Annotated in this window: 10 protein-coding genes; 1 reads left to right on the top strand and 9 read right to left on the bottom strand. The window is 47.5% G+C overall.

Going from position 1 to position 14124, the window contains the following annotated elements:
• Window positions 1-7: 7 nt before the first annotated feature.
• The 7 genes from ING2E5A_RS01990 to uxuA form a co-directional block, all read right to left on the bottom strand.
• Window positions 8-3106, bottom strand: a complete 3099-nt coding sequence (locus tag ING2E5A_RS01990; RefSeq protein WP_394332595.1) for a SusC/RagA family TonB-linked outer membrane protein — start codon at window positions 3104-3106, stop codon at window positions 8-10.
• Window positions 3107-3282: 176 nt separating this feature from the next.
• Window positions 3283-4692: a putative oxidoreductase C-terminal domain-containing protein gene (locus ING2E5A_RS01985; RefSeq protein ID WP_071135961.1), complete on the bottom strand. Its 1410-nt coding sequence runs from the start codon at window positions 4690-4692 to the stop codon at window positions 3283-3285.
• 20 nt (window positions 4693-4712) lie between these two features.
• Complete coding sequence (locus ING2E5A_RS01980; protein WP_071135960.1) at window positions 4713-6089, bottom strand: Gfo/Idh/MocA family protein; 1377 nt, start codon at window positions 6087-6089, stop codon at window positions 4713-4715.
• Between the two features lie 11 nt (window positions 6090-6100).
• Window positions 6101-6991: a DUF6807 domain-containing protein gene (locus ING2E5A_RS01975; RefSeq protein ID WP_071138142.1), complete on the bottom strand. Its 891-nt coding sequence runs from the start codon at window positions 6989-6991 to the stop codon at window positions 6101-6103.
• A 2-nt stretch (window positions 6992-6993) separates the two neighbouring features.
• Window positions 6994-8259 carry a DUF6807 domain-containing protein gene (locus tag ING2E5A_RS01970; RefSeq protein ID WP_231960420.1) on the bottom strand — a complete coding sequence of 422 codons (1266 nt, stop codon included), beginning with the start codon at window positions 8257-8259 and terminating at the stop codon, window positions 6994-6996.
• A 24-nt stretch (window positions 8260-8283) separates the two neighbouring features.
• Entirely contained in the window at window positions 8284-9108 is an 825-nt protein-coding gene (locus tag ING2E5A_RS01965; RefSeq protein ID WP_071135959.1) for an SDR family oxidoreductase, read from the bottom strand.
• Window positions 9105-10334, bottom strand: a complete 1230-nt coding sequence (uxuA, locus tag ING2E5A_RS01960; RefSeq protein ID WP_092032330.1) for a mannonate dehydratase — start codon at window positions 10332-10334, stop codon at window positions 9105-9107. Before uxuA ends, ING2E5A_RS01965 begins: the two co-directional genes overlap by 4 nt.
• Before the next feature lie 130 nt (window positions 10335-10464).
• Between uxuA and ING2E5A_RS01955 the strand changes: the two genes are divergently transcribed.
• Window positions 10465-11346 carry an AraC family transcriptional regulator gene (locus tag ING2E5A_RS01955; protein ID WP_071135958.1) on the top strand — a complete coding sequence of 294 codons (882 nt, stop codon included), beginning with the start codon at window positions 10465-10467 and terminating at the stop codon, window positions 11344-11346.
• Between the two features lie 4 nt (window positions 11347-11350).
• Here ING2E5A_RS01955 and ING2E5A_RS01950 read toward each other — a convergent pair whose 3' ends face one another.
• Together ING2E5A_RS01950 and gnd are read right to left on the bottom strand one after the other, a co-directional pair.
• Complete coding sequence (locus tag ING2E5A_RS01950; RefSeq protein ID WP_071135957.1) at window positions 11351-12637, bottom strand: lactate racemase domain-containing protein; 1287 nt, start codon at window positions 12635-12637, stop codon at window positions 11351-11353.
• Between the two features lie 17 nt (window positions 12638-12654).
• Complete coding sequence (gnd, locus tag ING2E5A_RS01945; protein WP_071135956.1) at window positions 12655-14109, bottom strand: decarboxylating NADP(+)-dependent phosphogluconate dehydrogenase; 1455 nt, start codon at window positions 14107-14109, stop codon at window positions 12655-12657.
• Window positions 14110-14124 lie beyond the last annotated feature (15 nt).

Below are 14124 nucleotides of genomic sequence, written 5' to 3'. Positions count from 1 at the left end.
AGAAAATTTAAAGGGTGAAATTTAAACTAACATTGTAAGTCCGTGGAGCCGGGCTACTATCTTCAGGATCCCAGAAATTCCAATCGGGAGAGAAAACAGCAACGTTTCTCACTGAAAGAGATAAGCGCATGTCCTGAATAAAGACTTTTTGCGACAGGTTCTTCGGAACGTTGTACGACAATGTGATGTTTTCAAACCGGATAAACGACTTCTCCTTGTAAATTGTCCCGATATTCTTGGAGCCAATACGGGCGTAATCATTTATCCTGTTCTCGGCTGTCCAGTATGGTTGTACATATTCCGAGCAACGGTCGGGGAAGTTCGATACATTTGCCGCACGGTTGAACGAGCCGTATTGTCCCCAATATGAATAGAACATGGTCGACAACGAGATGTTCCTGTTAAAAATAAACTCGTTCCTCAAAGTCCACCTGAACCTGGGAGTGGTATAACCCTGGAATATCCTGTCGGCGTCTGTCATCACACCATCACCATTCTGGTCCTTATATTTAAAATCTCCTGGCTGCAATCCATACTTGGCTGCTTCTTCGGCCTCCTCTTTCTGCCATACCCCAATATGCTCATAGCTCCAGATACGATCGGGATCCTGTCCGATAAACCATCTGTTCTTGATATCGTCAGCCTCCTTTTGCCCGATAACGTTTCCATCCTCATCTTTTACATCGATCATGTCACCGTATAGGCTCACGATCTTTCTCCTGTTCAAGGAGAAGTTTGCAGAGGCGTTCCATGCAAACTTTGGAGATTCGATAATATTTGCATTTACAGTAGCCTCAAACCCTCTGTTCTGCAGTTTCCCCAAATTGGCAGCAACACTGTTGTATCCGATGATTTCGGGCAGTGCCCTGTCAACCAGCAGATCATTTGTTGTAGCTACATAACCTTCAAGGGCTCCGCTGATTCGATTGTTCAGGAAAGAGAAATCGAGCCCGACATTCGTGGAAGCAGTCCGTTCCCACTTCAGGTTGGCATTCGACATTCTGTTTACGTAAATCTGCGAAGTGATATAGATATTTCCGTTTTGGTCGATATAGGGGTGTGGACCGGAAACCATATCCGACAAGGCCTCGTATTGACCAATATCCCGGTTACCATTTTCTCCCCACGAGAAACGTAGTTTTCCATAATCGAACCAGCTTGTTATCGGCTGGGCAAACTCCTCCGAAGTGAATGTCCATGCCAATGCTAATGCCGGGAAAACAGCTCGCGGATTTTTCTGACCAAACGCCGAGAAACCGTCGCGCCGAACAGAAGCAGTTACCATATACCTGTCGTGGAGTGAATAGAACAATCTGCCCATCAGCGCATCTCCCGTGCGGTAGGTATCATCACTTTCATTCAGCGGAACCGTTCCGGCCTGCATCCGGTGATAACCCAGAATATCGTTTGGAGAGAATTGAGATGTTGTCATCTTCTGGCTCCAATATTGTCTTTGCTCGGCATTAGCAAGAAAAGTGGCCTCGATGTTATGAATCGTGTTGATCCTCTTTTTCCATCTCAACACGTTATCCACCTGCCAGGAGTAGATCTTATGTGTGAGCCGTTCCGCTTTCCCGCCATTTGCAGCCCAGATAAAATTCTTGGACGACTCGTGGTTATAGTACTCTCTCCACTCATAATATGGAATGAAGTTGAACTGGTATTCAATGTCGAAAGGTAAATTCAGAATGGCATACATGTTCGCATTGAGCGTATTGTACCAATCTTTCCTGTCCCGGTATAGATTATCGAAGAAGGGGTTAACAGGAGTCGCATCCGTTGTTGGATACCTCCAGAGAAACTCATCCACATCCGTGTTTCCAATTTCGTCCGCTCCGTAGGGCGATATGCGTACCATCTGCTCCCAGTCGGCTTGCAGATAACCTTCGTTCCTGGACGAAAATCCTGAATTTAAACCTATCTTGAGGAAAGAAGTTATCTTCGACTCCAGATTGAGTCTCGTTCTGAAAGTAGAGAACCGGTTTCCAACAATGATACCCTCACGATCCGAATAACCGATGGACCAGTAATAAGATCCATCATCAGTCTTGTTGGAGATCGATGCCTGATAATCCTGCTGCAAACCCAAATGAAATACCTTCTTGGCCCAATCTGTTGTCCTGTTAAGAATAAAATTTTCTATTTCAGGCGTTTTCAGTTCGAGGCGCGACGCCCAGGTTCTCAACAGATCCTCTTCCGTAAATGTTTCAACCGGAGTTTGCTTGTCGTAGTTATACCAATCCAGCTGACTCACATTTTGTAGATTACGGGGATCCTCAAAGATCTCGGGGTACTGTTCCAGATAGGCATCGGAGTTCTTGCCAATCTCGTACGCTCTTCTGTATTGCATGAAACCATCGGCATCCAGCAGCTTTGGCTGATTCGCCGACTGGACTACCCCGACAGAGGTGTTGAAAGAGACGATCGGCTTGCCCGCGCGACCACCTTTCTGGGTGAGAATAACCACTACCCCGCTTGCAGCTTTCGCACCGTATACGGCGGCAGAGCTCGCATCTTTCAATATATCTATCGATGCAACGTCCATCGGGTTGATATCTGTTAAGGCTCCCTCATAAATCACCCCATCAAGAACAATCAGGGGTTCGGCTCCGGCTTTCAGCGTGTTTCTCCCACGAATTTGCAATCCGGCATCACCCTTTGCATTATTGGCGAAGCCAATATTCAGCCCTGCCGAATTTCCTCTTAGCAGGTCCTGAATGGAACGGGGCACCTCTGCTTTGAGATTTTCCGCCTTGATGGTTGAAATAGCACCTGTAAGGTCTTTCTGTCTCATGGTTCCGTATCCAACAACCACTATTTCATCGAGAAAACTAGTCTCCTCTTCCAATACGATATTGATGACGCTCCTGTTTCTCACCTCAACGGTCTGAGTTTTGAAACCAATGTAGGAGACATTTAATACCGGATTAGAAGTGGTTAACCTCAACATGTAATTTCCATCCGAATCGGTAACAGTTCCGTTTGTTGTTCCTCCCTCAACCACGTTCACTCCAATGAGTGATTCACCGTTACCATCCGATATTCGTCCACTCACCGTTTTACCGGCCTGTTGGATATGGCTCACCGCATCTCCCTGAATTTCCATAGAGAAGGAAAAGAGGGGATAGCTGAAAAGCAATATCAAAACAAGAGTCGCAATTCTCAATTTGTTGTTTTTCGTACCGACCTGGGTAACTGAAGAAAACCATTCATTTCTCACATTCATATCAGTAAAATTAAAAATGATTATATGCAATTCATTCGCATTAGATTAATTGACAATTATCTATTTCTGGCCATTTCAAGCGATTGGGTGGTAATGTAATACTTGGCAATGGTATTGGATATTTCCCATTCGGGCATATCGCGGTTGACCAGATATCCAAAAAATTTCTGTGCTACGTAACCGAAGTAATCCTCGTGGCCTTTCCTTGATTCGACGGGCACTTCAATTCTATACCTGCTGTCCGAAACACGCTTTGCAGATATGTACGGATAGCTCCTTTGCAATTGCTTAACGGTTCCGGCTATTGACCGGTCAAACTCCTCACTTGTGACCGACGGCTCCTTCTCGACATACAACTGTTTGACATACTTCTCTTCCTGGTTCTGTACAATCTCAATGGTGGCTTTTGTTCCTTTAATGACAGCGCTATAGGTGTCGCCTCCCCCCTTGGGGGCTTCGTAGTTCCAGAGCGCACAAACCTCAATATTCTTCCCTTTTACCTGGTAATTGAACTTGCCATTCCCGTAAACCTCCAGAAGAGAGCGGTTGAGATATTTGCCAAGAAAATTGGGAAAAGCATCCAGTCCAGTTGACCTGCAGAACTGATCCAATGTCAACGTTGTTGGCCAGTGGCTTGCAGAGAGAAGTTTCACATCTTGCCGATAATCGATCACCTCATCGGGAAAACATTGCCAATTGATTAGATCGACCATATGGGTGGCAACGTCCACAATTGCCTCACCCTGCTGCTCTACATCGTAAAACCAGGCGGGACGCACCAATACACTCCCCGAAACCTCCTTGTAATAGTGGTGAACGCTCTCCATCTTCACGGAGGGAGATTCCGGTGTACCCTCCTGCAGTTCACCGAACAGTTCAACGTTGTTCACCAGCTCGCGGGTAAGCGTGTTCAGGATATCGTACCGTTCGGTCATCACGTCGTACAGATAAACGTTCCGTGTACGTGCACTGTCATAGGCAGATTCAAGCAACCGGAAGTTTTCGCTATTAATGGCCATAGGCTTGTCTGAAAGCACATCGTAGCCTGCGTTGATGGATTGATAGATATAATCGGTCTTTTTCAGATTATTTCCGGCAAGGATGACAACATTGCCTCTCCTCTCCTTTATCATCTTTTCGAGATAATCCTTGCCTGAATAGACAATTCCGATCCAGGCTGTAGGATTTTCCGATCGACTGTTATACCCCTCGATACTGGCCAGGTACTGATCGAGTTCACTCCCTCCTGGAGCATAGACAAATACCGTGTCGTTCACCTGTTTCTGGGGAAATTTCTGCAACAGGCTGGCGTGAAAATGTCCGGGATCGAGTACTACCAGCTTGATTTCACCCTCTTTTCCTGTAAATATCCCGGGAGCCGGCTCCTTTCTATCTTGTTGCATTTTGCAAGAAAAAAAGAAAAGAGAACCAGCCAGTAACAATAAACAATAAATTATCCTTTTCATTCTCTCTCATCTCTTATTGGCTAAACTTTTATATAATCGGTACCGTAGGGAGAACGTTGCGGCCGTTTCAACATGGAGTTGGCCACTTCACTATTCCTGAACCTCTCCTTTTTGGGATCCCACTCCAGTCTGCCGGGTATTTTCATCGCAATATGGCTGATCAGACAGATGGTGCAGGCCCGGTGCCCTATCTCGATCGGGGAGATCGGTTCCTTTCTGGACTTGATGCAATCGAGCCAGTTGCCGTGATGATTATCGCTTACATAGAGATGGATCTCATCCTCCTTGATCTCCGAGGTAAGGATCTTCGGATCGCTTGCATCCAATGCTTTGGCGTTGTTGCTCTGCGCTACCGGATCGCTTGAGGATGCCACGTAGTTACCGCGCGAGACGAATATCCAGCCTTCACTACCTTCATACCGTATACCGTTCGGATATCCGCCACTGGTATACATGGTAATTCCGTTTTCATACTCCGCTTTCACCATAAAATCGCCATGGACATCCCACAGGCCTGATTTTGGAAATTCCGCCACCGCTTCAACCGATATGGGTCCGGTATATTCCGTATCCATGCCCCATGCTGCCGATTCAAAGTGATGTTGTCCCCATCCGGTGATCATTCCCGAACCGAACTGCTCACATCTCAACCACCCGGGGCGACCGTAACCCTCCTGCGGATGGACGCGCATTTCCGTATAATATACCTCCGGTGTAGAGCCCAGCCACATATCGTAGTTGAGATTCTTGGGAATCGGCATCTCTGCGGCTTCGGGGCCAGAGGGATCTCCCGGCAGACCGATCTTCACGGTGTGCAGCTTGCCAATTCTGCCATTCCTGACCAATTCTGCGGCAATCCTGAATTGAGGGGAAGAGCGTTGCTGCGTACCTACCTGCAGGATCACTCCCTGTTTTCTGACAAGATCACTTAAGAACCTTCCTTCAGCCACTGTAAGCGAAGTGGGTTTCTGCAGATAGATGTCTTTTTTTGCCAGGGCGGCCCTGGCTGCCGGTTCTGCATGCCAATGGTCCGGAGTGCTGATGATTACCGCATCGATATCTTTGTTCAGAAGCATCTCCCGGTAATCATCATACATGATGGCATTGGAATAGTTGCTGTTGCCCGTCTTCTTCGCATAGTAATTATCGATGTAGTTCTTCCCGTCATAGAGCCGTTTTTTATCTACATCACACACTGCAATAAACTGCGCCTGGTCATACACTATGGTCTCGGCCATATCATGATCGCGTGCAATTCTACCGAACCCGATCTGCCCGATATGGATCCTGTTGCTCGGTGCATTTTTGCCAAACACCGAAGCTGGAACAATAGTAGGTATAACCACTGTTCCGACTGCTGAGGCAGCTGCTTTCTTGATAAACATCCTTCTTTTCATCTGATTTCTGGTTATTCTGATTTATACTTTTCAAATTCTTGTGCGATATTGGCCTCCAGGTGATTCCCCGAGTGAACCAATACCCGGTATCTGAGCCTGATCTGATCTCCCTTTTTAAACGACATATGCTTATCGTTTTCCGGCCAGTACATGGGCGTGGGTGAGAAGAATCCGTAATCGCGGGTGAACCACGGTGATGGATACCAATCATTCGATGGATGCTGCATAATAGCAATCCCCTCTGTCTTGCCTTGTCTTTTACCATGACAATCCATCCAGGGTGATCTCTTTCCAAAGGTATCCTTCTCGCCTCTATCTCCCTCGGCATTCACCATCACTCCTCCGTTGATTACTGCCAGATCGGGATCGACTCTTCCACTAAAGAGCGAATGGTTCGTCTTCTCGATCACCACATCCATAAGCATCTCCATGGTCACATCGAAATCTATCCGGAATTTGTCGGCAGACGGGGCTGAAACGGTAATGAGCCGCTTATCCCTGATGGGGGCATCTGCACCCGGACGTCTCCAGATGCATTCATTCTCGATAACCACTCTCTCTCCTCCAGATTCAAGTATATCAGCCCTTAGTGAAATGATCTGCCCCCTTTCCAGACCCTCTTGCCAATAGTTTCCTCCATTTACCCGGTCGCAACCAAAGAAAAGTGAACTGTGATGGGGATAATTGGCATTGCGCATGGACGTGACCGATCCATTCGATGGACCGTTTACCGGAAAAAAGAATGGATATTTCTCAGACTCCGACAAAATATAGGTGGTAAAAAGGTTTCCGTTGATACTGATTTCAATCCTGTCTCCCCTTTTTTCTGCTGTCACCTTGGTTTGTGAAAAAACCACGGGATGAAAAAGGAGCGCTAGAATGACAATGAGATTTTTTTTCATTTTCATTGATATTTAATTGATTCGACTTTAATTTGCGGCATTTCCGAAAAACTGTTCCAGTACATTTCTGCCGTACGGGGATCAATTTTTCCGTCGAATACGATCATCCGGTACTTTAAAGCATAATCGGAGCCTCTCTTCAACTCCCAAGATTTGTGCCGGATTGGCGTGAATTCGAAAAAGAGATCACCACGTCCCCCATTGCCATCCAGCGGCCAGACGCGCATCGGCTCCGGATGTGCACGGTTTGCAGGATGACTCAGGAACAGGATGCCCGATCTGCCCTCCCGGCTCTCCGATTCACCCTCCACAATACACCATCGGGCACTGCTGCCGTCGGCATCAGCACGGCTTCTTCCTTCCGAAGTCAGGACCGTGCAGTTCTCTCTATTCCACCTCTCGGTTGCCCTGAAGCCAATCCCCCCACCGTAACGGTAGGCATCGAACAGGATACCATTTTCCAGCGGAGTATTCAGCGAGGTGGTATAATCGATTACCCACACCCCCCTGCTGTTGTTCCAAACCCTGACATCCAATATCTCGTTGATCGCGATCTGGTCGCAACCCTTCCCTCCAAAATCTATATGTTGCTGCAATGCCTTGAATCCTGCAAAGACATCGCCGGAAACTTCCGACAGGAATCCGGCAAACCTGACGGTTCCCTCTCCATCGGCCAGGTTCCAGAAATCGACCTTCCTCTCGCCGATATGGGTCAGGGTCCAGGGCCCCCATATACCGTAATGATGATAATGATCGGGAGGTTGCACGCGAGACAGCATCTCTCCCTGTGGCGACCATACAGGGTGTATGAATCCCGAACGTTCGAATAGGGGGTTCACCCCTTCCGGCGGATACATCGTGCGGAATCTATAACTCAATACTGGTTTGTCATCGGTATAGAGTGTCAGGTTTCCATCCGACGACTTCGTGCTCATACTTGCGGATCTCTTCTTTGCCAAACCTCCACTTCTTCTCTTAATGACAAATCTCCGTGTTCTATTTTTTTGAGTGAAACCCTCCAGGATAAACCAGAGATGTGCTGTATGCCCCGCTTCCACCTGGCATGCTACAGGTTTTTCTGCAGAATTGACAATCTCAAACAGCTCCAACTGCACACTGTCCATATTATAGTTGACTTGTTGCAGGGGAAATGAGACTGGAACATCCAGATAATCCCTGTTCGCCTTCAAGGAGAAAGTGATCAACTCCTGGGCGAACAACGGGAAGGAGATCAGTAAAGCAACTATTCCAAATACTCTTTTCATCATCTCTTATATTTAGTAAATACCTGTTTATACCCCGCTATAAATACTAAACCCACCATCTACAGGCAGAACGACACCGGTAATAAAACTTGCCGCATCCGAGCAGAGGAACTGTACGGCTCCATTCAACTCGGTAATCTTTCCGAACCGTTTCATGGGCGTTCTTGCCAACACTTTCTTGCTCCGCTCGGTAAGAGATCCGTCATCATTCAACAACACATTTCTGTTCTGTTTCCCGATAAAGAAACCTGGCGCAATCGCATTGACCCTGATCTTGTCGCTGAATTTCAACGCCATCTCCATGGCAAGCCATCGCGTAAAATTGTCAACAGCCGCTTTTGCTGCCGAGTAGCCGGGAACACGGGTGATGGCCGTAAGGGCCGCCATCGACGAAATATTGATGATGCAACCGCTCTTCCGGCGCCCCATGATCTCCCCGAAAACAAATGAAGGATAGATCGTGCCGCTCAGGTTCAAATCCAATACTTCATCCCACAAGTTGAGATCCATGTCGAAAAACGACTGCTGGTCGGTCAGCGTGGCTCCTTTCACATTTCCTCCTGCGCAGTTGACCAGAATATCTATTCCGCCCCACTTCTCAAGGATATCCTGCCTGACCGTCTCAAGCCGTCCAATATCTAGAACATCACAGGCATATCCCGATACACTCTCTTTCCCGAAGGTTTCCTGGAAAACTCCGCTCTTCTCCTCTACATTCGACTCATTCCGGGCAATGATCGCCACCTTGACTCCAGCTGCAAGGAGTGATTCGGCGATGGAGCCACCCAGCACTCCAGTTCCCCCGGTTACAATAGCCACTTTTCCCGATAAATCAAAAATTGTGCTTCTCATTTACTTCTATTACTATTTGTATACTCTCTCATTCCCCTTTCCACGCCTGCTATCAGGCCGGAGATCTCTGCCAATCCTTTCAGTCGCCCGATCAACGGATAGCCGGGATTGGACTCCCTTGAAAAATCGCTCAGGATCTTCTTGCCATGATCCACCCGCATTGGCAGGCGGAGATCGCTCCTGTCCGCTTTCTGTCTGGTATGCAATTCATTCAAAAGCAATCTTACCACTTCGTACATATCGACTGAACCATCGATATGACCCGATTCAAAGAAAGATCCCTCATTCAGGAACTGAATATTTCTCAGGTGTACAAAATGGATCCTCTCCGAAAATCGTTTCACAAATTCAACAGGATCGTTGCCAAATCTGGAAGCAAGTGATCCGGTACAGAGCGTAAATCCGTTCGCAACTGAAGCGGCTTGCGAGAAGATCCATTCGAAATCCTCGATGGAACCGGCCATCCGGGGTAAACCCAATAATGGGAAGGCCGGATCGTCGGGATGAATGCACAATCTTATCCCATATTGCTCGGCGACAGGAACCACCTCTTTTATAAAGATCGAAAAATGGTTCCTCAACACTGCTTTGTCAATCGCACTGTATCTATTCAGTGCCCGGGTGAAAAGGGAGATGTAATCCTCGCTGTCGGTAACAGCACTGTTGACGAACCCTTGAGTGTAGACGATGATATTGTAGGCAAGTTTCTCCTTTTCATCATCATTCATCTGTCCGTACCTCTCTTTCGCCCTCGATAAGATCTCCGAAGAGTAATCCCTCTCCGCACCGGCCCGCTTCAGGATATATATGTCAAAAAGTGCAAACGTTATCAGATCGAACAGCATGGTCTCACTCCCATCCCGGTCTCTATATTGCAGATCGGTCCTTACCCAGTCGAGTACCGGCATGAAGTTGTAGCAGACTGTATCTATCCCGCATTTACTGAGATTTATCAGGGATCTCTTATAATTTTCGATGTGCTCACTGCTTTTTACGGAATTGAGTTTGATCTCTTCAGATACAGGAAGGCTTTCCACAACACTCCATCTCAAACCCTCCTTTCCGATTTCATCCTGGACCCTTTTTATCTCGGCAACCTCCCAAATCTCACCGGGCTTCAGGTGATGTAATGAAGTAACAATCCCTTCAACACCAATCTGCTTCAACTCACGTAGAGTAACGGTATCGTTGAAGCCAAACCATCTCCATGTTTTCTCTATAGGCATTTTGAAATAATGATTACCAAACATTAAATTATGTTACAAACAAAGAGAATAAAATAGTTAAAGGCAAATAGTAAATTTGCAACAGAATATACTATATTTGCAATTCCGAGCTAAATCAAAAAACAGTGCCATGACCAAATTGATGCATGAACAACTCACATTCAGCACCGGCTCACCGGTCAAGATTAAATGGTGCGATTACGACAACTTCAAGTACCCGTTGCACTACCATGCCGAATATGAAATAATATATATAATAAGGAGTTGCGGCAAACGGTACGTTGGAAACAGCATTGAACCCTATTCGGAAGGCGACCTGGTATTACTGGGCAGCTCCCTCCCTCACATGTACAAGAGTGCTCCCGAATATTATCGGAACAATCCCTCATTACGGGTTAAGGCAATTGTACTTCAGTTCGCTAAAAATTTTTTCTCTTCCGCCATTGAAAACTATCCGGAGTTTCACAATATAAAAACATTGCTCGAGGAGTCGCAGTATGGTATCTGCTTTAAAAGTAGCAAAGAGACTGATCAGATCAAAAAGAGCTTAAAAAAAGCGCTCAATCTGAAGAAAATTGACCTGTTGATTGAGTGTATCAGGATATTATCACTGATGGGCGAAACAGGTGACAAGGAGTTGCTCAATGAAGATTATTATGAAAACAGCTTTAGCGATCAATTCAATGATCCACGGATCATGAAGGTGCTCACCTTTATCAACAAACACTATTCACAACCGATTGATCTGGACGCTGTTGTTGATCAGGCCGGCATGAACAAATCGGCATTTTGCCGGCTTTTCAAGGAAAAGACAAGCAAATCGTGTATTGCATATATCAACGAGTTGAAGGTTGCCTACGCCTGCAAACTGTTGCGTGAAGGGAGACTGTCAATCTCCCAGATCAGTTATGAGGTAGGGTTTAACAATATCTCGAATTTTAACAGGCAATTCAAGAAGATTACAACCTTCACGCCATCGGAATACCTATTGGAATTCAGAAAGGCGAGATAGGCCTTCAATACTCAAACCGGTCCCGATGTGCCCACAAACCCAAAGCGGGACTCGAAATATAATAGAGCTCTTCGCCGTCAGGCAAGATATTGTATCCCTCTTTCAATTGCGGGAAATTGTACCTTTGCATCGTCTCATCGATATCACCCCATTGAAAGCCGACACTTTCGATCTCCTCCTTTGTGAGGTTTCCAGGCCCCTTACCCGGACAGTAGGTAATGGAAAAGCGACCTTCGGACGAACCATGAATCAGGTGAGCCGCTGCACCAAGATTTTCCTGCAACTCCACGTTTGCCTCCACCGCCTTCAGCGTTCTTGGTGTTCCGAAATAGCCGTACTTGCGGATCAGCCTGTCGATCTCCTTATCTTCGCCGAACTCTTTCAATGCCGGAGCCAACACGATAAGCTCTCCACCATCGGCAATAGCCATGCGGGTCCTGTAGATCGACTTGTTCCCTAGCCAGGTACTCTTGAACTCGGTGGGATCCAGCCAGACCAACACCTTCTTTAGCGGCTTCTCAACCATCTGGAAATTCACTTCGAGTGAGAGTTTGGCCGCCAGGTCAAAAACGGAGAAATCGTCCCCCACGAACAATCCGTAGGTCTGTTGTTCTCCTTCTCCGTTCACGCCGACTACGGTGAGCACATAGACAATCGGCAGATGGGCGGCATAATTTTCCGAGGCGTAGTTGAAGAGTTTCCGGACTGGGGTGTCTGCCCGTCCCATCATCCGCTCCATGCCGTAAACGGCACCAATGTAGTGGCTTTTATTGATCGCTTCTGCTCCTCCCGTTCCCACAAAAATATTCTTGTTGTAGTTGGCCATTCCCACCACCTCATGCGGGACCACCTGGCCGATGGAGAGGATCAGGTCGAAATTTCCCTCAACCAGCAGTTTGTTGACCTGGACAGGCCAATCGAAGTGCACCTTATACTCTGAAACCTCCTCCACGATTTCGGCAGAAACCCGGCCAAGTGTTACCACATCGTTTCGCCAATCGTGATCACGGAAAAGACTGGCCGGAGTCTTTCCGAACATGTGTGCAATCTGGGCATCACTCATTGGGGTATGTGTCCCCAGCGCCGGAAGAATATCGGTCAACCTGTCGCCGTAATATTCCCAGCTTATCTCGGTCAGTTCCCCGGCACGGCTAGGCAGCCGGGTATAATCTGGCGGAATCACCAATACCTTATGCTTTTCGCCTAATTTGGCAAAAGCCTCGCAAAGACCGGATTCCAGGTCTTTTCGAGACAGTTTATGTTGAGCGGATCCGCTTTGGAAATAGATCATCTTTCCGGTTTTATATACTACACCTGGTAAGTAGTTGAGGCGGTGCTTCCTCCACGTCCGGTCCAGTCGGTATGGAAAAATTGTCCCCGTGGTTTGTCTACCCGTTCATACTGATGTGCGCCAAAGTAGTCGCGCTGTGCCTGCAACAGGTTGGCCGGCAATCTGTCGTTACGGAACCCGTCGAAATAGCTCAACGCCGAAGTGAGCGCCGGAACAGGAATCCCGTTTTCGATAGCTGTAGCACAGACTCTTCGCCAACTCTCCTGAACCGATTCGATGCTCTCTTTAAAGAAGGGGTCGAGCAGCAGATTTTCCAGTCCGGGATTCTTGTCGAATGCTTTCTTGATATCACCCAGAAATACCGAACGGATAATGCATCCGCCACGCCACATCAGCGCAATTCCTCCATAGTTGAGATTCCATTTGTACTCCTTGGCAGCCTCCATCATCAGGTCATATCCCTGAGCGTACGAAATGATCTTCGCTCCGTAGAGAGCCTGTTCCAGGTCACCGATGAACTGCTGCTTATCTCCCTTGAATGCCGGCTTCTTGCCTGCGATTACTCCCGAAGCCTTTACCCGAAGCTCTTTCTGGGCCGAAAGACAGCGCGAGAAGACAGATTCGCCGATAAGTGTAAGCGGAATACCCAAGTCGAGTGCCGATACGGCCGTCCATTTTCCGGTACCTTTCTGTCCCGCTGTATCGAGAATCTTTTCAACCAAGGGGCTTCCATCCTCGTCTTTATATGCCAGAATATCTGCCGTAATCTCGATCAGATAGGAGTCGAGCCTTCCAGATTTCCACTTTTTAAACACCTCGTGCTGTTCAAAGGCATCCATTCCTAACAACTCTTTCATCAAGTGATATGCCTCGTTGATGATCTGCATGTCACCGTATTCGATACCGTTGTGCACCATCTTTACAAAATGTCCGGCACCGTTCTCGCCTACCCAGTCACAACACGGAGATCCATCCTCAACCTTTGCGGCAACAGCCTGAAAGATCTCTTTCACGTAAGGCCATGCTTCAGGCGATCCGCCAGGCATCATCGAAGGCCCGAGCAGTGCTCCCTCTTCACCACCGGAGACGCCGGTACCGATATAGAGTAGTCCCTTCTCTTCCACCAGCTTTGTACGGCGGATCGTATCGGGGAAATGGCTGTTCCCACCATCGATAATTATGTCTCCTGGCTCAAGCAGCGGTATGAGCTGTTCGATGAAATCATCCACCGGCTGTCCTGCTTTTACAAGCATCATTACCTTACGCGGGCGTTCCAGCGAGGTTACCAACTCTTCCAGTGAGTGTGCTCCAATGAAGTTTTTCCCTTTGCCTCTCCCATTGACAAAATTATCAACCTTTTCAACCGTCCGGTTATACACGGCTACCGTATAACCCTTGCTCTCCATGTTCAGGACGAGGTTTTCGCCCATTACGGCAAGACCGATCAGTCCGATATCTGCTTTACTTTTCATATAATGTTCTTGATT

It is taken from the genome of Petrimonas mucosa (assembly GCF_900095795.1).
Classification (GTDB): domain Bacteria; phylum Bacteroidota; class Bacteroidia; order Bacteroidales; family Dysgonomonadaceae; genus Petrimonas; species Petrimonas mucosa.
The sequence above is the reverse complement of the archived record's forward strand: the minus strand, read 5'-3'. Positions and strand labels throughout refer to the sequence as shown.

What these genes read in the sequence shown, in the direction of transcription:
- gnd (WP_071135956.1), bottom strand. Translation starts at nt 14,109, where the DNA reads ATGAAAAGTAAAGCAGATATCGGACTGATCGGTCTTGCCGTAATGGGC.
- ING2E5A_RS01955 (WP_071135958.1), top strand. Translation starts at nt 10,465, where the DNA reads ATGACCAAATTGATGCATGAACAACTCACATTCAGCACCGGCTCACCG.
- ING2E5A_RS01965 (WP_071135959.1), bottom strand. Translation starts at nt 9,108, where the DNA reads ATGAGAAGCACAATTTTTGATTTATCGGGAAAAGTGGCTATTGTAACC.
- ING2E5A_RS01950 (WP_071135957.1), bottom strand. Translation starts at nt 12,637, where the DNA reads ATGATCTATTTCCAAAGCGGATCCGCTCAACATAAACTGTCTCGAAAA.
- uxuA (WP_092032330.1), bottom strand. Translation starts at nt 10,334, where the DNA reads ATGCCTATAGAGAAAACATGGAGATGGTTTGGCTTCAACGATACCGTT.
- ING2E5A_RS01975 (WP_071138142.1), bottom strand. Translation starts at nt 6,991, where the DNA reads ATGAAAAAAAATCTCATTGTCATTCTAGCGCTCCTTTTTCATCCCGTG.
- ING2E5A_RS01985 (WP_071135961.1), bottom strand. Translation starts at nt 4,692, where the DNA reads ATGAAAAGGATAATTTATTGTTTATTGTTACTGGCTGGTTCTCTTTTC.
- ING2E5A_RS01980 (WP_071135960.1), bottom strand. Translation starts at nt 6,089, where the DNA reads ATGAAAAGAAGGATGTTTATCAAGAAAGCAGCTGCCTCAGCAGTCGGA.
- ING2E5A_RS01990 (WP_394332595.1), bottom strand. Translation starts at nt 3,106, where the DNA reads ATGGAAATTCAGGGAGATGCGGTGAGCCATATCCAACAGGCCGGTAAA.
- ING2E5A_RS01970 (WP_231960420.1), bottom strand. Translation starts at nt 8,259, where the DNA reads ATGATGAAAAGAGTATTTGGAATAGTTGCTTTACTGATCTCCTTCCCG.